Below are 19,665 nucleotides of genomic sequence, written 5' to 3' on the forward strand. Positions count from 1 at the left end.
GGCTTAGATGCGTATAGTTCATGGTTGCAATCTCACTTTGGTCGGTGGATAAAGACTTTGATGCTAGCGCATCTAGGTCTTTTTTTCACCTTGCATTTGGTATTGCACTTCATGTGTTAATCTAAGAATAAATAAGTTGCACGCTCCACTGCATCAGTTAACTATACGTAATAAACACTCTGCGACACATCTGCACGTTTTAGGATCCAAAGGTAGGAATGGCTTCACTCTCGTTGAACTTATTGTTACTGTAACGGTATTGGCTATCATAGTAGCGATTGCAACGCCAAGCATATTGACACAGTTAACGCGTATGGAAGCCAAACGCGTCAAAACCCAATTACAGAACACCCTCGCTTTGGCAAAAGCTGAAAGCTATATCACTAGACAGGATGTATTGGTTTGCTTGTCAAATAATGGACGACGCTGCAATAGAAATGCTGACGAAACCCTTTTGGCATTCGTAGATACAAATGATAATAAACGTTTTGATGCTCGAGTAGATACTCTATTAATTCAAGAGCAGCTGAACTTGAAATATAGCACCTTGAAGCTAAGAGTCGGGAGCAGACGTCACTATACAAAGTTTTGGGGTGATAGTGGCAAGCCTCGAGGTCACTTCGGCCATATCAAATACTGCCCTACATCTTCTTATAATGAATCGATGTATCAAATCTCGTTTAATCAAGCAGGTATTGTTAAATATAAGCTTAATTCAGATCATCCTACTGACTGCTAGCTGTGCTAAGCAGTAAAGAGATTCAAAAATAATAATCTATCTATTGATAACGTTGCTGCTGTTGCCATAGCAGCCGACTTTGTAATGGTTGATAATCAAGTAGATGATCTATCAGATGCCGATGCAGCTTTGACCAGTTATTGAGTGTCGATATCGTTATACCTAGGTAGGCCATCTCTATAATGTCGATACCCCTAAACACAGTCTGACCAGTGTTGCTTTCTAAATGCTCAGACTCTGTAGCATTCTGCATGATTGGCAGTAACCCCACATCAGGTAAAAAGCGATACACACTATCAGGTTCGATAGTATCTTCGATGTTGTCATGCGTTAGCGTTAAGGTAAAACCTAACTCATTGAATAGGTGCTGCTCAAATTGGCGCAAACATAAACGAAGCTCATTATTATCTAAAGGTTGCTTCAGCTGCTGTAGACTGTCCTGATAATGTTGCCACAATACTGGCATTGGATCTTCGGTCGGTAACAACCGCCACAGTATCTCATTAAGGTACAACGCCGCATATTGGTGCTGTCCATTGATATTACTGTAAGGCACAGTAGACAGTGCGGCAGAGACACCCTCTTTTTGCTCGTTATTTGTTTGACGAGTGGTTTGCGAAGTAATCTGGATTTGAGTGAATGTTTTTAGGTCGCGTTTGCCAGTGGCAAATAGCTGTAAAGGCATAAATAATGGTGCGCCTTTTTTCCCAACACCATGTATCACACCATGCTGCTGAGAAAAAAGATAATACAACGCACGCTTTTCTTGATAAGGACGCTGATGTAATAAATAGCCAATTAATGCTTCGTTACGCATCGTTCATTACCTCAGCATTTAGCATATGGATAGCAATATTACCGTACTATCCTTGATTGCTATCAATATCCCAAACTGGTTAATGCACGTTCGTCATCAGACCAGCCACGTTTAACTTTGACCCATAGCGTTAGCATGATTTTTTTATCAAACAGCTGCTCCATATCTTTACGAGCATCCATACCGACTTGCTTGATGCGTTGACCTTTATCACCAATGACAATGGCTTTTTGACCACTGCGCTCAACATAGATAGTTGCATCAATAAAAGTACATGCTTTACGTGGACGCCCTGTCTTTGGATCTGTATGCGCAGGCTCATCTTTAAACGCATCGATCTGTACGGTCAAGTCGTATGGCACTTCATCACCCGCACTACGCATGATTTTTTCACGAATAATTTCACTGGCTAAGAATCGCTCTGAACGGTCAGTGATTTGCTCTGTATCATAAATAGGTGCAGCAACTGGTAAATGTGAGGCGATCACTTCTTGCAAACGATCTAAGTTTTGGTTCTTGAGCGCCGATACTGGAACGATATCAGCAAAGTCAAAACTTTCATTAAAGGTTTCAATAAGCGGCAATACGCTGCCTTTATCTTTTAAGGTATCTGACTTATTAATAACCAATACAACAGTTAAATTGGTATCACCAAGCTTTTGCAACGTCAATAGATCATCATCACGCCATTGATCTGAGTCAACAACGAACAATACTAGATCAACATCTACTAGAGCAGATACTGCCGCTTTATTCATACGCTCATTAATAGCCCGTACTTCATTGCGATGGATGCCTGGCGTATCCACAAATACTGCCTGCATCTCGTGATTGGACAAAATGCCATGAATACGGTGGCGCGTCGTTTGCGGCTTACGCGAAGTAATAGACAGCTTTTGACCCAATAAGTGGTTCATCAACGTTGATTTACCCACGTTTGGACGTCCAACAATGGCAACATAACCAGCTCTGAAGTCGTCAGCCATACGAGCATTCGTATTTGGCGCAAAAAACTCTTCAATCGCCATATCGTTGTCGATTGTGATGTCTTCTACGTTATCGGCATTCGTATCGACATCTGTATTTTCAATCATATTTTGAGTACTATCTTCATTATTCGATGGCACATCAGGGTGATTGCTCATAAGTTGATCCTATAGGGTTCATATCCGGCCAAATATGACTTAATAGTTTGTCGGTGCAGTTACTATTAGATATCGGCTGGTAATATTTGAAATAAGTAGTATATAAGGTAAATTAAGTCTATGCCGCTTCAGGTCTCATCACTCAAAAGCGGCATTGTTGACTCAGAAATAAGCCTGTAATCGCCTGCGAATATTTGCTAAGAGCGTTTTTTAGCGGATCCTGGAAGTTTATGCAGCTGATTGATCATAAGCTCTGCTGCTTTTTGCTCAGCGATACGGCGACTTTCACCAGATTCAGTAATATCAGGGCAGTTTTGAATATTCACGTGGCAACGTACCACGAAAATTTGATGGGGAGCGTTGCCACGTGTTTCCATAAGCTCGTAGTTTGGCAAATCAAATTGCTTAGACTGTAACCACTCTTGCAAACGGCTCTTCGCATCTTTTAGTGCTTTTTGGTCATTAACGTTGTCAATCAGGTCTCCATACCAAGAAAGTACGCAGTGACGAGTAATATCCATATCTTGACTGTCCAAATAGATAGCTCCAATCAAAGACTCTACCGCATCCGCCAATATAGAAGCACGATTACGGCCGCCACCTTTACGCTCACCCACGCCTAATATGAGATGGTTAGACAGCTCCAGATTTTGCGCGATAATAACCAATGATTCTTGGCGAACCAAAGTTGCACGCATACGGGTTAGACGCCCTTCGTTTTGATTAGGATAACGATGGTATAAAGCCTCACCCACAATCATACCCAAAAGCGCATCACCTAAAAACTCTAGACGCTCATAGTTTTTTTTGCTGTCAAATGAGCGGTGCGTCAATGCAAGCTTTGGCAGGCTCAAATCATTAAACACATAGCCTAACTTGCGCGTTAAGACTGCTAAGCGCTGAGTAAATTCTGAGCTAACAACAAGCGTGTCGACAGACGTGCTATTTTTTTTAGGAGTAAGAACCGCTTGGGAATGTTGCGAAGTTGGTTTCATGCGTGGCTTGTGGTTATCCCTTCTGTTTTACAGATTTAGTTTAATAAGAGTATATATTGGATTTTGTTGAGAACGCTAAAGCGCTGTCCCATATTATGATTATTTATTCTGCTGTAGCCATATCGATGTCTCCTTCGAAACGATTTACGATATCGACATTGCTAAAGAACGTATTGGTTACTTCATATTCTTTATGAATGGCCAACTGGCCTGTTTTTTTATTGGTAAAAGTGAATACATCTTCAGCATTGGTGTCATAGTCAGCATTGATGGATAGCTGTTTGTTAACACGCTCAACGAATTGCTTGGCTGTCTCGTTATTGTCATTGGCTACTTTAAGCTCTGCACTCAAGAGCTTAGTCAACTGATAGTCACCAATTTGAGCAGGTACAATGGCCACCAGGAGTTTAACCGCGATACCCAACATCATAATAATGAGAACGATGTTTGTCACACTAGCACCGCGCTGCGTGGCAAGACCAGATAACTGCTGCATGATGGAAATCCTCGATTGATAGATGACTATTTTTGATAGCGTTCTATATCTATAAATTAGATAGTAGAACGCTATTTATTGAATAGTAACGATATTAGCATAAAACTATTATCGATAAATCAATCAATAGATACTCACGATACTAATCAATAGTACCATTGCGTTCAAAGGTTGGTAGATTTAGTCCAGGTGGCTTATGCATCCATATATAGACAGCTTTACCCGCTAAATTTTCATCAGGGACAAAACCCCAAAAGCGACCATCTGCACTGCGATCACGGTTATCACCCATGACAAAGTACTGACCCTCTGGCACCTTAATACGCCACTCTGTACCTTCTGAACTCACAACTTCTGGTGATTGTTGCTGCAAGAAGGGAGCATACTGAGAGCTGTTCATACCATTTAAGTAGCGAACAAGGTGTGTGTTTTCACCCTGTGTCTCTTGGAAATACTGTGCGGCGTCCTCTTCTTCCTGACCCATCGCAGCAGCACTCTCTTCTGTGAGCACCTGACCTGGACCAACTTGTCCTGGCAAATAAAGTTGTGACGTCAATTCTGCACTTGCCGAAAAATCGACAGGCGTCGTCTCCACTGGTACATCATTAATAGAGATTGTACCTTGATTGTAGCTGACGGTATCACCAGGCAACCCAATCAAGCGCTTGATGTAGTAGATGCTTGGGTTTTCAGGATAACGGAATACCACTACATCGCCATGCTCAGGCTCGCCAGTATCCAATACTTTATTATACGTTAGCGGTAAACGGACGCCATATGCATACTTATTGACAGCAATAAAATCACCCGTATATAACGTCGGCACCATGGAGGATGATGGAATATTAAAAGGCTCAATTAAAAATGAGCGTACTATTAATACCACTGCCAACACAGGAAAGAAGTCATAAGCCCAGCGTACCAGCAGGCTCTCTTTGCCTCGTCCGCGAGTTCTACGCTGTTTAAACGCAAGCTTATCTAACAGCCAGACAATCCCTAAGCCTATAGTCAACGGCACTAAAATTAAATTGAAATCAAAATCCATACCAAATTGCCTATTAACATGCTGCTTGTCTAGCTGCTTTGACGATAAAATTAACGATATTCAACTGCTGCTATGTACAAAAATTATCTGAGATAGAACTGTCTATTAACTATCAACTTGCAAGACAGCCAAGAAGGCTTCTTGTGGAATCTCCACGTTACCTACTTGCTTCATGCGTTTTTTGCCCGCTTTTTGCTTAGACAATAGCTTTTTCTTACGTGACACATCACCGCCATAACATTTGGCCAATACGTCTTTGCGCATGGCTTTTACTGTACTACGACCGATAATTTGACTACCAATTGCTGCTTGAATCGCCACATCAAACATCTGACGTGGAATCAATTCTTTCATCTTGGTCACTAGCTGGTTACCGCGGAAACGTGCTTGATCTTGGTGCACAATCATCGCCAAGGCATCAACTTTATCACCGTTGATTAGCACGTCAACTTTAACCAATTTATCAACTTGATAACGATCAAAATTATAGTCCAGTGATGCAAAACCACGCGAGACTGATTTTAGACGGTCAAAGAAATCCATGACCACTTCACCCATCGGAATATCAAAGATAACCTGAACTTGCTTACCCATAAAGCGCATATCAACCTGCACACCGCGGCGCTCAATACATAGCGTCATGACGTTACCCAAGTAGTCTTGCGGTACTAAAATTTGACAACGCGCAATTGGCTCACGGAACTCTTCGATGTTATTGGGCTCAGGCAGTCTTGATGGATTATCAACATAGATGACCTCGCCGCCTTTCTTTTCAATCTCATAGATCACTGATGGGGCGGTAGTGATCAAATCCAAGTCATACTCACGCTCTAAGCGCTCTTGGATAATCTCCATGTGTAGCATGCCTAAGAAGCCACAACGAAAGCCAAAGCCTAACGCGTCTGAGGTATCAGGCTCAAAGAATAACGAGGCATCATTGATTTGTAGCTTCTGCAACGCTTCACGGAATTTTTCAAAATCACTAGAGTCTACTGGGAACATACCAGCATATACTTGCGGCGTGATTTGTTTAAAACCTGGGATACGATCGACGTCAGGGGTCTTTGCATGGGTAATCGTATCACCAACTGGCGCACCAGCAATGTCTTTAATACCCGCGATAATAAAGCCTACTTCACCCGCTTCTAAGATACCAGTATCGACAGGTTTTGGCGTAAATACACCGATAGAGCTTACTGGATGAGCATCGCCAGTTGATTTGATATAAATCTTATCACCTTTTTTCACGGTTCCTTGGCGTACACGTACTAAAGAGACCACGCCCAAATAGCTATCAAACCATGAATCAATAATCAACGCTTGTAGGGGTGCTTCACGATCGCCAGTCGGTGCTGGAATAAACTCGACTAAGGCTTCCAATAACTTGTCGACACCTAGACCGGATTTCGCTGATACACGCGGCGCATCTACTGCATCAATACCGATAATATCCTCAATTTCTTGAATAACGCGCTCAGGCTCGACTTGTGGCAAATCAATTTTATTAAGGACTGCCATCACTTCTAAACCTTGGTCTACTGCCGTATAGCAATTGGCAACCGACTGAGCTTCTACGCCTTGAGCGGCATCAACAACCAATAGCGCGCCTTCACAAGCGGCTAACGAGCGCGATACTTCGTATGAGAAATCGACGTGACCCGGTGTATCAATAAAGTTCAGCTGATAACGCTCACCATTTGGGTGATCATAAAATAATGTTACCGATTGTGCTTTGATAGTGATACCGCGCTCACGCTCAATGTCCATCGAGTCGAGCACCTGCGCCTGCATCTCGCGATCTTGCAAGGCACCGCACATCTGGATAAAACGATCGGCAAGGGTCGACTTACCATGATCAATGTGGGCAATGATTGAAAAGTTACGAATATTGGCTAATGCAGTCACAAAGCGCCTACTAAATTAAAGGTGATAGAATAATTAAACGAAAGAACAGATATTGTCATGTGCAATCAATAAGATACTTTTGCTTCGTTGAGAGTAGACCAGTTAAAACGAGCCGATTTTACTAATATCGTCGCCTAGAATATATAGCCAAGCATGTTAACTCTTATGCGCACGCATGAAAGAGTATTCTAGCAGTTTTCAACCACAAAGTAAGGCGATTTTAGTAGCAGAGGTATGATTTGCAGGTCAAGGAAAGTATTTAGAAACAATAAAATTAGAAAACCAGACGTTCATTGAAAGTTCATCAACATATAGATTCTGAATAAAGTGCCCATGAACAGAATTAAATGAACTATTTAGGCAAACTGTTTTTGGAAAAATCTTCCTCTATATTATAGTTTTTAGCTTGATGTAGATATTTATACATCCATGGTGATCTACCATAGAAAGCACCATTTATCTGGGTCTGCTCTATCAGATATTCACGAAACCTTAGATAAAACTCATTGTCTGGACTCTTAGGCTGTTGCCAAAAACCTTTGAGTGGCTGCTGATCTGTTAGTTTTGGAGTATCGTAGATTGCTCGGCCCATAACTTTGGTAGGCTTTTTATGATAAACCGATTGTAGCCCAGTAGTGCTATTGATAGTAACCATACCGATACTATATTTCATAAGCGTTGGTAGGTGCATATCACAGCCATAGAACACTCGGTGTGCCACTTGATAACGCTCAGCCAAACTAGCTACCAGCTCACGGTAGTCACGATGACCACGATCTAGTGGGTGATGCTTAAACACAAGCAATTGCTTTTTATTAGCATAGTCTGCAAAGCTTGCAATAGACTCATCAATGAACTGTACCACATCACGATAATCACTGTGATGAGTAATCTGTGAATCATTATGAACTTGCAAACTGATCAGAAAATAATTGTTACTTTCATATTTAGTAAGCCTATTTTGCAACTGTTTGTCGGGTATATAATCTCTCAACTTGCGCCATGGTGCTTTGAGCCAAGCGATTGCTTCTTGCCATGCGGTCATACCACGATAATGTGAATAGTGAGGATAGCGTCTCTTATAGAGCCAAGCCACAATATAGTAAACGATAGCAGCGATACTCAGACGATAAAAACGATTATGTGTATATAGCGGCTTATCATTGGCTTTTTTGAGCGCTTTAATATCATCTATACTTAGGCGTGAATAACCATTAATGCCATGTTCTTGTAAAGTAATATAATCAGGACGCAAATAGCCCTCTTCAAATACGAAAAATGAAATGCCTAGTCGTTCACTTAAACATGCCGCCTGTGTATGATGCGGACGACAATCGCCAAAACAAACAATTGCATCAATATCATGCTCTTTGATAAAAGACTTTAGCCAAGAAGTGAACTGGGCTAAAGTATCAGTATATTCATAAGTGTTGTCATGGTGATAAAAAAAAGCATCGCCAGCATTGAAATTAACTTTACTAACTTTGATATCTTGCGTTTGCAAAAATGATGAAAAGCGATTAAAAAACCCACCCATTTTCCCTTGTAGTAGCAAGACATGTCGATGAGTGAGCAAGTGAGACATCGAAGCTGCCATAATATGAGGCTACCATTAAATGAAAGAGGATATACAGAGGTAAAAAGAGTTGGTTAATAATATAAAAATACATAGTGTAATAATTATTATACCGAAAAATTACATCGTTGTCGCAATGGAATTACATAGTACTTTTGATGTTAATTAATGAGATATTTTACGCAGTCGCCATCGGTGCCGCTGCTGCATAAAACCTATGGCAGCTTGGCGCTTGATCTGTTCAGGTAGTGCTGATATAAGTGATATTGAATCTTTAACTGAATTATTTACGCTATTAGATACTTTATTTTGAACTTCTTCATTGCCCTCAAGTAGACACAAGTTTTTGGGAGGGTATAAATAGTCAATCACCTGCTCTACTTGTGCAAGACCATAACCATCAGGCAAACGGTATAATGGATAACGTATTAGCGAACAATATATTAACTGCTCAAGAGACAATGGTATGTCTCGTTGACGTCTTTCTAGATATTCAGCTTTTGGCGATAATTTTGCGTCGATATCTTTAGTTAAACCCCAGCCTGCATAAAATGGTAAACCATAGCAGGTAACATCCAAACCGCGGAGCAATGCCTCGAAACCAGTTAGTGAGCTAATCGTATGTACTGCATCGACCCACTCTAAGCAATCAGGCATCGCGGTATCATAAGCAACAGCCTCCACCTGACCTAAGCATGCTTCTGTGACCTTACCCGCTCGCAGTCCTGCTTCTACATCTGGGTGCGGCTTATAAATCAAGTAAGCATCTGGATTATCTTGTCTTACACGTTCAATCAAACCACTATTTGTCTTTATTGTTGAGCCACAGTACTGTACTGATAAATCATCTTCTACCTGACCGATAATAAGAATGCGCCGTTTTCCAGATACTTTGGCATCCTGCATCCAAGAGTTATGTCGGATACTAGAAATACCTATACCCGCGCCAACATTATATTTGCTCACTCGCTGAGTCAGCAGTTTTTCTTGAAGCATTTGTACGCGTGCATGTTGCTGTGAGCTCAGCGTCTGACATTCACGTAGAGATGTCTCTAAGTCTGAAGGCTGTGTCGCATCATAATAAATACCTTGTTTATCTACCACAACAGACAGTGGTGCCAACAGTGTGGCACCTAAACCATTCGAGCGAATAAACCCATCTTCCATACAATAAATAGTTGGTATACCTGAGGGCTGCTCGGTAGCTTTTTTCTGTAGTTTCTTATATATCTGTAGACGTTTTGCTAGTCCCCATACTAATAAAGGTTGATGGTAGTTGACACGGAAATGATCTGGATGTAATAAATTTTTTAGACGCGGTTTTGGCTTAATAAATAAAGTCGTGCGTGGAAAATTTGTAAATGCTTTTACAAACGGCAGCTTCCAGCGACTAAATTCATATATCGTCAAGTTACCATCCAGACGTGCTTGCCAGTATCGGTTCGTAATTAGCCAATTAATAGCCGTATCAATATCACAAGCTTGTTTCGTCGCTGGATCTACATATCGGCTATAATCAATATAAGCACTATAGAATAACGTTTCCAATGTAGTATTTCGCACCCTACGTGACACTGTAGGGAGCAATGCTAGACGACGTTGCTTTACTATTTTTAGTAAGCGTTTGGGTGCCCCAATATCATCAGTTAACCCCCAACCACTGTACCAATTAATTCCAAAGCAATGGACCGTTTTACCTATCATTAAGGCTTCAAACCCCATATGGGAGCTAACTGTATAAACATGATCCACTTGTGATAGTAATGCTATTGGATTGAGCGCTTGAGTCAGTATTTTGACATTTTTGGGCAATTTCAAACTGGTTAAGTAGCCTGATTTTGACGCAGGATGAGCTTTTATCCAAATATGAGCATGAGGGTGCTGACGGCAAGCTGATTTTAACATTTGCTTAAACTGGCGTTTGTTAGCACCAGCACCTTTGACAGATGCATCACCAGCTACTTGGTCAATTAATAAAACATGCGACTTTAACGAGCCTTCTTTTACATGAGTAGCTGCTTCATTGACTAAATCATCCAATAACGGACAATCGATCGTTGAGTTATATTTACTAAGCTTTTCGTCACAGATACGTGCCATCAATTGCTGAGCACGCGTTTCATCTAATTCGCAACTATTTTTATCAACAGTTTTTGCACGCTCTATAATCAACTGCTCAAGGCGCGAGGGATGCGTCATATCAAAGTAAATGCCAATATCATCGACAACCACACTCAAGCTATGGCGGCTACTGACACCTGAGTCTAATGAGCGCAAAAAACCATCTTCAATACTTAACGCGCTCAAATTCTGACGTGTAGCGGCTTTGCTAGCTCGTTGAAAACTTTTTTTATGGCCCCATCCAATAAATGCATCAGGTTGTAATGTTCTTTTATGACTCGCTAAGCTTTGGTGCAATTTTGACCATGGATACCAGCGATGGATGTCCGCTTGCAAAACTTGTGATAACAATAAGTTGTTCTGACGCATCCCCTTACCGATCACTGCAAGTTTCTTTGGTGATTCTTGATTGGTTGATGTCAAAGGTAGCGCATTATTAGAGGTAGATACATTTAATACCTTGTCTTTATCCGCTACGCTTTTTGCCATTTCTGATACCTCTATACATCACTTTTTCATTCAGTTGATAAAGTCGCTGCTTAACAAACAATGACTAAACAACCATTATAGATCTAAAATCACTTTGGCAGCGATTGCTAATTGATAAACAATCTGCGACAAACCACGAGCAATCTCTACGCGCTTAGTTTTGACTTTTGGTAATACCATAATTTCGTCGCCTTGCTGAATACGATAAGCAGTGTTCACAACTTCACTGGCACCATTTTGATGAATAATTAGGATATCTTTGCTATCAGCATTATCAGAGAAACCACCAGAATTGGCCACATAATCACCAACAGTATAGTCTGGGTTGAAAGTAAGCGCACCTTGTGCTCGTACTTGACCGTTGACTGTAATAACTGATGTTTGTGCTGGTATCTCAATGATGTCACCTTGTTGCAAGATAATATCCTGCCACGAGTTTGGCACCACGACAATTTGACCGTCAGTTTGTACATTGCGCGCTTTAGCAACAAACTGCTTGACCAATGCAGCATCATCTTGACGTAGTGCTGCCTCCTCACGAGTCGTAGACTGTGTCGCTAACGTTAGCTCTTCTAAACGATCAAGCGACTCGTTAATCATACGTTTTTGTTGTTCAGCAACAGATTGACGGTATATCGTCAAGTGTGTCAGCTTGGCCAGTGGGCTTGGCTGCAATTGTGGCACGATATCTTTTAAACGTGCACCATATGGCACGACCATTGCACCATTACCAGTATGTGCACCTTTTACCTGCACAGCGATAGTACCTGCATAGCGATCGGACGTTACTACCATTTGATCGCCGTTATAGACAGGTACGTTTTGAGCTTCGCTTAATGAGTAATACTCTGCCGTTTGTGCCCGTCCTGCACTGCGAGTAATACTGACATTAGTAGCGTTGGCTGCTGGATTGGAAACTTGCAATACATCCCCAATAGTCAAATCGTTCACATCAAACTCAAAAGTATATTCGTTTTGAACTTGTCCGCTTACGACAAACGTTTTTTTCTGTGGAGCGACAGTGATCACATCACCATCACGAAATGAAAATGCCTGCAATTTACCCGCTAGCAGGAAATCATAAAGATTGACTTGCTGTAGCATTTGACCGTTACGTTTGATTTGAATGTCGATATAACTGCCGCGTGTTGGATCAACACCGCCTGCTCTATCTAAATAAGACAGCACTGAATCTGCAGCAAGACCGCCATAGTAACCTGGCTGTTTGACAAAACCTGTGACAAATATTTTGACTGGTTGTGCCTGCTCTAGTGATGCATAAACGCCCACGTTTGAACGATAGATACGACTGACTGCACTCTTAACAACGTTTTGTAGGTTGCCATTTTGTACACCAGAAATACGAACTGGACCAACATTTGGTAAGAAAATATTACCCTGTGGATCAACCGTCATAGTAGCTGCATACTGATAGGCACCCCACATTCTTACTTGAACATTATCGCCAGGGTTTATCACATAGCTATCATTAAAAGTAGAACCAGAAGTGGTCGAGAATGCGCCGCGAAACAACTGCTCACCAAACATCATATCTTGCGTATTGATATCTTGGTAAGGGCGCGTGGTATTGATTACCGACTGACTTGGTAAACTTGCGGCATTGACCGCCTCTTGAGTGGTGGCCTGCCCCGGAACACCACCTGCAAATGCCTGCGTTGACACATTGATATTATTACGGTTTTGGTCTTGAGCCATACTATTGCTGCTTGTACCAAAGCCTGACCCTGATATTTGATCGGCATAACTGCTTGCAGCGGTTGCTGACATGCTAGTCGCTGCCATTGCCAGACTTGTTGCTATCACGATAGAACGTGGTTTCATATTCATGCGTTATATTCCTTTCCTGATCTATCGATCATTACTGGTATCTGGTTTGTCAAAACTAGCTACGATGATCACGGACAACCGCCATCACCAAACGTACAAACCCATAGAGCATTAAAAGTAAAGCCAACGATGTCCATATCAGATAGGCTTGGCGCGGATATGACGCCTCTTCAGCCTCATACGGCGTTGAAATCACAATCAAGTTTTTCATTTTCTTGAAAGCCTCCAATCTCGACTTTTCAAGCGATGATAATGATAGCTTATATAGCTCTGTTGCAAAGTCGACATCCGCTTTAATGGTCTCAAACTGTACAGCCTGTCTATTCAATTTAGTCGTGTTAGGTGAGGTTAGTTTGGTTTGCTCTTGGGCAATTTGTTCCTCAACTGCTTTTATCTGACTTCTTAGTGAAACCACTTGCGGCGCATCTGGATTTAGGTAGCTCAGTAATTGACGCTCTTCAGTGCGTAAAGAGCTCAATTGCGCCTGCAGGCTGCCAATCAGCTGATTAACAATCTGCGCATTAGCTTGCGGATCATAAATCTCATTTTTATTTTGATAATTTAATAATTGCTCTTTGGCATTATTTAGACGATCTTCTGATTCATCTAACTGAGTTTCTGCGAATGCCAATTGATCACGAGCCACCTCTTGTGAGATACGATTTACGAAACGCTCAGACTCACCTAAGATAGCTTTGTTCAGCTCAAAAGCATATTTTGAGTCAAAGCCTTCTGTCGATACCGAAAGCACATAACTTTGCTCATCAAGATCAATGTGTACACGTTTTTTGAAGTATTCGAGCAAATCCTCTTGAGTTGCATCAGGATCAATTTCATAGATAGGGTCTGAGCCATCAACATAATAAGCTTCACGGAATTTGAACTTATTATCGAGGCGCTTTACCATATCATTCGACAGAATGTATTCTGTCAAATACGTTGCATCTTCTTTACTGGTACTATTTACGCCCAATAGAGCTGATAATCCTCCACCAGACGGCACACTTGAGTCACTGACTTGTTTGACCACCACATCGGCAGTCGAAACGAAGCGTGGATGAGCAAGAGTCATCACATAATATATAACGAGCAACCAAGGCAGGATGACCAAGCCAATAAATAGCGAGAAGTTAATTATCTTACTTTTTTGCTTTGTGGATATGCTTTTCATAAACCTCAATCGCTTCTGTTGTATCGTCAAACACGTGTGCTGTTTGATCCATTAGTACAATACCAATATCGCAGTTTCGTTTGATATCGCCAATATTGTGCGACACTATTAAAAATCCGGCCTGTGCGCGGCGGGCCGCTAAAATCTCTTCGCTACGCTTACGGAATGCAGCATCACCAACCGCTCCTGCCTCATCGAGCATATAGTAATCAAAATCAAAGGCTAAGCTCAGCCCAAATGTTAGACGAGCTTTCATACCAGATGAGTAACTCTTAACAGGCATGTCGAAATAATTACCGATATCAGCGAATTCTTGAACAAAGCGGATTTTTTCATCAATATAAGGGCCGTTGGAGTATAGTCGGCAAACAAAACGTACGTTTTGACGACCTGTTAGGCTACCTTGAAAACCCCCTGCGACTCCAACGGGCCATGAGATGGTCGAGTTGGTAATAATCTCGCCATGATCGGGCTTGTCTAGTCCACATATAATACGCAACAGTGTTGATTTACCCGCCCCATTACGACCGAGCAAGCCCACACTTTTCCTATCACCAATGGTCAAATTCAAATCTTTGAATAGATAATGCCGACCTTCCTTGGTCATAAACGACTTGGAGACGTTTTTGATTTCAATCATTCATTTGCCTGCTATTACTTTGATCGAATAAGGTCTTTCTCGACCGCTTTATACATTAATAGGCCTAAAAAATTCACACCCACCATCCATTTCAAAAAATATCCTATATCAATGTGATAAGCAGGATAAGTAGGGGCCAATGCATTTCTCATTAGCTCAATATTATGGACGAACGGAACATATAATATGTAGCTTAAATAAGGTTCAGGAATAATATGAATGGAATACATAATTCCAGATGTAAAGTACAGGATAGTGAAGATTAAACCAATAACTTTACTGATTTCTCCACCATAATAACCGACCACCATCATGATCAACGCCAAGCCAAAACCAAATAAAAACAAGGTTAGCCAGCAAAACAATACTACATGTAAATGAGCTAGGCTAATAGGTATCCCTATAAAAGCCAGTATGACTAACAGCAGTATGAATGTGAAAAAATAAATCACCAACTCTAAAAACGATCTTGCAATAATAACATCGATGTGACGTACTGAACGATACATTAATAGACCTTGATTGGCCTCTACTGCTCCCAATGATCGCGTTGCTATTGTACTCATCATACGAAATGGTACTAAGCCTGCAACCAAAAACAGCATGTAATCCATTCCCGGAAGTACACGAGTCATAATAGCGCCAAATATTATTAAATAAATGGCAACTTGAAACATGATTTCTAATGGAGCCCACAGATAGCCCAAACGATAACCACCAAAGCGCGTTTGTAGCTCACGCATCAGCAACGCATGAAATGCTGCACCCATGACTTTCAAGCCACTGCGATGTTTGATAGGACGATAAGGGGGTAATTGGACAGACATGGCGTTACAGGACTTTACCGAAAACAGCCCCTATGATAAGTAAGCGCGACATAAGTTACAAGAATTAATCTGTACATAGACAGATAAACCTATGATTTGGTAAGAAATCTGTAAGTTATTAGATATGGAAGCTTAAGACACTTAGTTATAAATATTTATTTCAGGCAAAAAAAAGCCAATCCCAGAGAGATTGGCTTTTTTGATACTGCTATATATGGTGGCGATGAAGAGACTTGAACTCTTGACCTCACGATTATGAGTCATGCGCTCTAACCAGCTGAGCTACATCGCCGTTTTAGGCTGCACATTATGCCTAAGCTGCTGACTGACGTCAACCCCTAATGGGCATTTTTTGCAAAAAAATGAATGTAATTCAAATTAACTGCAAATATTACTACGACAAACGATAAAAAAGGTTTGGTAAACCGATAAGCCGGGTTCTGTCGTGGACGATCATTCCTCTAGGCGTATCATCGCTAATACGCTCAAGCAACCTACCCGCATCGAACGCGGGCCGCGCCATGCCGATGCCTATTTGGTCTTGCTACGCGTGGAGTTTACCATGCCGTGAGATGTTGCCATTCACGCGGTGCGCTCTTACCGCACCCTTTCACCCTTACCGATAATACCCTAAGATACTAAAGGCGGTCTACTCTCTGCTGCACTGGTCGTCAGATTACTCTGCCCAGCCGTTAGCTGGCACGCTGCCCTATGTAGCCCGGACTTTCCTCCCCTGCTCATCTGTTGCCAGTGTGCAGCGGCGATCGCCTAGTCTACCAAGCGCGCTAGTATAGCAAAACTAACGCCTGTATGGGAATGTCTTTTCGTCTTATTTTCAGGATGGCTGAAACTACCTCAAAAACATCTTAAAAACTTAGATAAACGCTGTTGGCAAAGGTATATCGATATTGCCTGAATGTTCATTTGATTGTTTGGCTAAAACCAGCCAATGCGCTTCAGGATAATAATTGGCTAAATACGCTTGTAGAAAATCAATAGTACTATTTGCGATCTCAGTATCCGTTTGCTCAGCATCATCATGAATATGATTGTAAATAACACTGTGTACCGTTAAGCCGCGCGATTTTATCGCCTCCAAACTAAGCAACGTATGGTTAATGCTGCCCAATCGACCAGAGGTGACTAAGACGATAGGATAGCCTTGCTCAGCGATATAATCCAAGGTCAATAATTCAGTAGTAATGGGAACTAACAACCCGCCTGCCCCTTCTAGCAACACCACCTCGTAATCATCCTGCAATGCTTTCGTGGCTTCAGTAATCCCTTCAATATTGAGAGGTTGGTTGGCCAGTGCTGCGGATAGATGCGGTGACGCGGGCTTTTCGTAGCGATAAGGACAAGTGGTAAAATCAATATCACACGGCTGTAATGGCATTCCCATCAATTGACGGTGACTTAAAATATCATCTGCAATGCCTAGCTCGCCATCTGCTTGTTTACTGATGCCCGTTTGTACCAACTTTTGCGTGATAACGTTCACACCCTGTTGCATCAACGCTTTGGCAAGTAGGCCAGTGGCATAGGTTTTACCAATATCGGTATCGATGCCGGAGATAAATAGCACGCTCATGATTGATCTCTGTTTTCTAAATACGTATGGACCACTTTTACCAATGCTTGGCATAAGGTCGTCAGCTCATCATCAGTAATCACGTAGGGTGGCATAATATACACCAGCTTCCCAAAAGGTCTGACCCAGATACCGTTATCAATCAATAAAGACTGAAAAATGGGCATATCAACGGCGTCATCTAACTCAATCACGGCGACTGCACCCAAACAACGTACCTCGGCAACCCCTGCTAGCTGCGCAGCTGGGGACAGTTGTTGCTCCATCGTACGCTGCATATTGGCGGTACGCGTTTCGATATCATAAGACAGGATCAAATCAATCGACGCACATGCGACGGCACAGGCCAGTGGATTGCCCATAAAGGTTGGACCATGCATGAGGGCTGGATAATCACTATTGTGAATGGTATCGGCGATATTGCGGGTACATAGCGTTGCGGCAAAAGTCATATAGCCACCCGTCAGCGCTTTACCAATAGTAATAATATCAGGACAGATATCAGCATGCTCACACGCAAATAGTTTGCCACTACGACCAAAACCAGTGGCGATTTCATCCGCAATCAAGAGCACATCGTACTCATCGCACAATTGACGCAGCAACTGCAAATATTCAGGACTATAAAAACGCATCCCACCTGCGCCCTGAATAATTGGCTCAATGATGAAACCCGCCAGCTGCGCTCCATGCGCTACAAAAAACTGAGACAGCGTGTCACGCTCATCTGCCGTCAACGCGCGATCAAAGCCAAGTGGCGGTGCTGGGACAAAATGCTGCATCGGTAATTGCTTACCATACAGGCTGTGCATCCCATTGATAGGATCACAGACACTCATGGCATGCCATGTGTCGCCATAATAGCCTGAATGGGTCGAGGCAAACTGCTGCTTGTTTGGGCGTTTGGCAGCTACTTGATATTGCAGTGCCATTTTCAATGCCACTTCTACGGCGATACTGCCACTGTCTGCATAAAAAATTGCATCGAGACCAGTAGGCACAATATCGAGCAGTTTTTTGCCCAAATCTATCGCTGGCTGATGGGTCAAGCCACCAAACATCACATGCGCCATTTTGCTCAACTGCTGGGTCAGCGCGTCGTTTAGCTTGGGGTGATTGTAGCCATGGACGCTTGCCCACCATGACGACATACCATCGATCAGGCGCGTGCCGTCTTCAGTGATGATATAAATACCTTCAGCGCGATCGATAACGATATTGGAATAGGTGGGTGGCAGGCTGGCATATGGGTGCCAAAGATGTTGCTGATCGAACTCATTCGCTGCTTGGATGGATGTGGTGGTCGTGGTTTTTTTGGTCATCGTATCGTCCCTAAAACATGGTAAACCCAATCGTCATCGCTCACTTATAAATAGCTACTGACCCGTAATCCGCTTATATTTAGATAACAGATCACTCTTGGTTTCGACATGATTGGGATCATGAGGGATACAGTCGACTGGACAAATCACCACGCATTGCGGCTCGTCAAAATGTCCGACACATTCTGTGCATAAATCAGGGTCAATGACATAAATATCATCGCCTTCTGAGATTGCCTCATTTGGACAGGCAGGCTCGCACACGTCACAGTTGATGCACTCATCAGTGATTAATAGCGCCATAAACTGCTCCTTATATTGTTGATTGTCTGACACATCACTGGCTTTTTACCATCATGGCAAATCTTGCCAGCGAACCACTTATTAAATATTTAACTTTTTGTCAAAAGCTTGCAAGACACAAGGCGGCACAAATTTACTAACATCGCCACCGAGTTTGGCAATTTCACGAATCATGGTAGATGAGATAAATGAATAGTTCTGAGATGGGGTCAAAAATACTGCTTCAAAGTTTTCATCCAGCTCGCGGTTCATATTGGCCAGTTGAAACTCGTACTCAAAATCTGACATCGCACGCAGCCCGCGTAGCACTGCGGTGGCGTGTTTTTCGCGCATAAAATCAACGAGCAGCCCTTCAAAGCCAATCACTGAGACTTGCGGTAAATCGGCAAATACGGTCTCGACCAAAGCGACACGCTCCTCAAAATTGAACAAGGGTTTTTTATGATGCCCCGAGGCAACCGCGATCACGACTTCATCAAAAAGCTTGGTTGCGCGTGTCACCAAATCCACATGACCATTGGTAATGGGATCAAACGTACCAGGATATAGAATTTTGGTGTGTAGCTTTGAGGAATTGGGAGAAATAGAGTGGCTCATAGCATGGCTAATATAATCGGTAATATTAGGCCATATGC

The 19,665-nt window shown here is 42.3% G+C and carries 17 protein-coding genes, 1 tRNA gene and 1 other RNA gene; 1 reads left to right on the top strand and 18 read right to left on the bottom strand.

The features are described 5' to 3' along the window. Positions 1 to 190: 190 nt before the first annotated feature. Positions 191 to 739, top strand: coding sequence for a GspH/FimT family pseudopilin (locus JMX83_RS02545; protein WP_265089480.1), 549 nt, complete (start codon positions 191 to 193; stop codon positions 737 to 739). A 40-nt stretch (positions 740 to 779) separates the two neighbouring features. Here the strand turns inward: JMX83_RS02545 and recO are convergent, their stop codons facing one another. The 18 genes from recO to coaD form a co-directional block, all read right to left on the bottom strand. Next, positions 780 to 1,556, bottom strand: a complete 777-nt coding sequence (gene recO / locus JMX83_RS02550; protein ID WP_201598822.1) for a DNA repair protein RecO — start codon at positions 1,554 to 1,556, stop codon at positions 780 to 782. Positions 1,557 to 1,618: 62 nt separating this feature from the next. Further along, positions 1,619 to 2,584, bottom strand: a complete 966-nt coding sequence (era, locus tag JMX83_RS02555; protein WP_227675693.1) for a GTPase Era — start codon at positions 2,582 to 2,584, stop codon at positions 1,619 to 1,621. A gap of 314 nt (positions 2,585 to 2,898) precedes the next feature. Next, positions 2,899 to 3,696: a ribonuclease III gene (rnc, locus tag JMX83_RS02560; protein WP_201598824.1), complete on the bottom strand. Its 798-nt coding sequence runs from the start codon at positions 3,694 to 3,696 to the stop codon at positions 2,899 to 2,901. 103 nt (positions 3,697 to 3,799) lie between these two features. Beyond that, complete coding sequence (locus JMX83_RS02565; protein ID WP_227675680.1) at positions 3,800 to 4,192, bottom strand: DUF4845 domain-containing protein; 393 nt, start codon at positions 4,190 to 4,192, stop codon at positions 3,800 to 3,802. Between the two features lie 142 nt (positions 4,193 to 4,334). Then, complete coding sequence (gene lepB / locus JMX83_RS02570) at positions 4,335 to 5,237, bottom strand: signal peptidase I (protein ID WP_201598825.1); 903 nt, start codon at positions 5,235 to 5,237, stop codon at positions 4,335 to 4,337. A gap of 105 nt (positions 5,238 to 5,342) precedes the next feature. Continuing rightward, positions 5,343 to 7,142: a translation elongation factor 4 gene (gene lepA, locus JMX83_RS02575; protein ID WP_201598826.1), complete on the bottom strand. Its 1,800-nt coding sequence runs from the start codon at positions 7,140 to 7,142 to the stop codon at positions 5,343 to 5,345. A gap of 352 nt (positions 7,143 to 7,494) precedes the next feature. Next, positions 7,495 to 8,739 (bottom strand): capsule biosynthesis protein, encoded by a 1,245-nt coding sequence (locus JMX83_RS02580; protein WP_201598827.1) that lies wholly within the window; start codon positions 8,737 to 8,739, stop codon positions 7,495 to 7,497. A 144-nt stretch (positions 8,740 to 8,883) separates the two neighbouring features. Continuing rightward, a complete protein-coding gene (locus tag JMX83_RS02585; RefSeq protein WP_201598828.1) occupies positions 8,884 to 11,328 on the bottom strand; it encodes a capsular polysaccharide biosynthesis protein in 2,445 nt (814 codons plus the stop codon). A gap of 75 nt (positions 11,329 to 11,403) precedes the next feature. Continuing rightward, positions 11,404 to 13,176, bottom strand: coding sequence for a polysaccharide biosynthesis/export family protein (locus tag JMX83_RS02590; RefSeq protein ID WP_201598829.1), 1,773 nt, complete (start codon positions 13,174 to 13,176; stop codon positions 11,404 to 11,406). A 55-nt stretch (positions 13,177 to 13,231) separates the two neighbouring features. Further along, the gene (locus tag JMX83_RS02595; RefSeq protein WP_201598830.1) at positions 13,232 to 14,347 is read right to left on the bottom strand and encodes a capsule biosynthesis protein; all 1,116 of its coding nucleotides are present in this window, start codon (positions 14,345 to 14,347) and stop codon (positions 13,232 to 13,234) included. Beyond that, positions 14,316 to 14,987 (bottom strand): ABC transporter ATP-binding protein, encoded by a 672-nt coding sequence (locus tag JMX83_RS02600; protein WP_201598831.1) that lies wholly within the window; start codon positions 14,985 to 14,987, stop codon positions 14,316 to 14,318. Before JMX83_RS02600 ends, JMX83_RS02595 begins: the two co-directional genes overlap by 32 nt. A 14-nt stretch (positions 14,988 to 15,001) precedes the next feature. Continuing rightward, complete coding sequence (locus tag JMX83_RS02605) at positions 15,002 to 15,814, bottom strand: ABC transporter permease (RefSeq protein WP_201598833.1); 813 nt, start codon at positions 15,812 to 15,814, stop codon at positions 15,002 to 15,004. A 215-nt stretch (positions 15,815 to 16,029) separates the two neighbouring features. Continuing rightward, a tRNA-Met gene (locus tag JMX83_RS02610) sits at positions 16,030 to 16,106 on the bottom strand. 121 nt (positions 16,107 to 16,227) lie between these two features. Then, positions 16,228 to 16,594, bottom strand: an RNA gene (gene rnpB / locus JMX83_RS02615) — RNase P RNA component class A. A 94-nt stretch (positions 16,595 to 16,688) separates the two neighbouring features. Next, positions 16,689 to 17,405: a dethiobiotin synthase gene (gene bioD / locus JMX83_RS02620; protein ID WP_201598834.1), complete on the bottom strand. Its 717-nt coding sequence runs from the start codon at positions 17,403 to 17,405 to the stop codon at positions 16,689 to 16,691. Beyond that, on the bottom strand, positions 17,402 to 18,727 hold the full coding sequence (gene bioA / locus JMX83_RS02625; protein WP_201598835.1) for an adenosylmethionine--8-amino-7-oxononanoate transaminase: 1,326 nt from the start codon (positions 18,725 to 18,727) through the stop codon (positions 17,402 to 17,404). Before bioA ends, bioD begins: the two co-directional genes overlap by 4 nt. Positions 18,728 to 18,781: 54 nt before the next feature. Next, a complete protein-coding gene (locus JMX83_RS02630) occupies positions 18,782 to 19,030 on the bottom strand; it encodes a YfhL family 4Fe-4S dicluster ferredoxin (RefSeq protein ID WP_201598837.1) in 249 nt (82 codons plus the stop codon). Positions 19,031 to 19,111: 81 nt separating this feature from the next. Further along, a complete protein-coding gene (coaD, locus tag JMX83_RS02635) occupies positions 19,112 to 19,627 on the bottom strand; it encodes a pantetheine-phosphate adenylyltransferase (RefSeq protein ID WP_201598839.1) in 516 nt (171 codons plus the stop codon). Between the last annotated feature and the right edge of the window lie 38 nt (positions 19,628 to 19,665).

This window comes from Psychrobacter piscatorii (assembly GCF_904846415.1).
Classification (GTDB): Bacteria; Pseudomonadota; Gammaproteobacteria; order Pseudomonadales; family Moraxellaceae; genus Psychrobacter; species Psychrobacter piscatorii.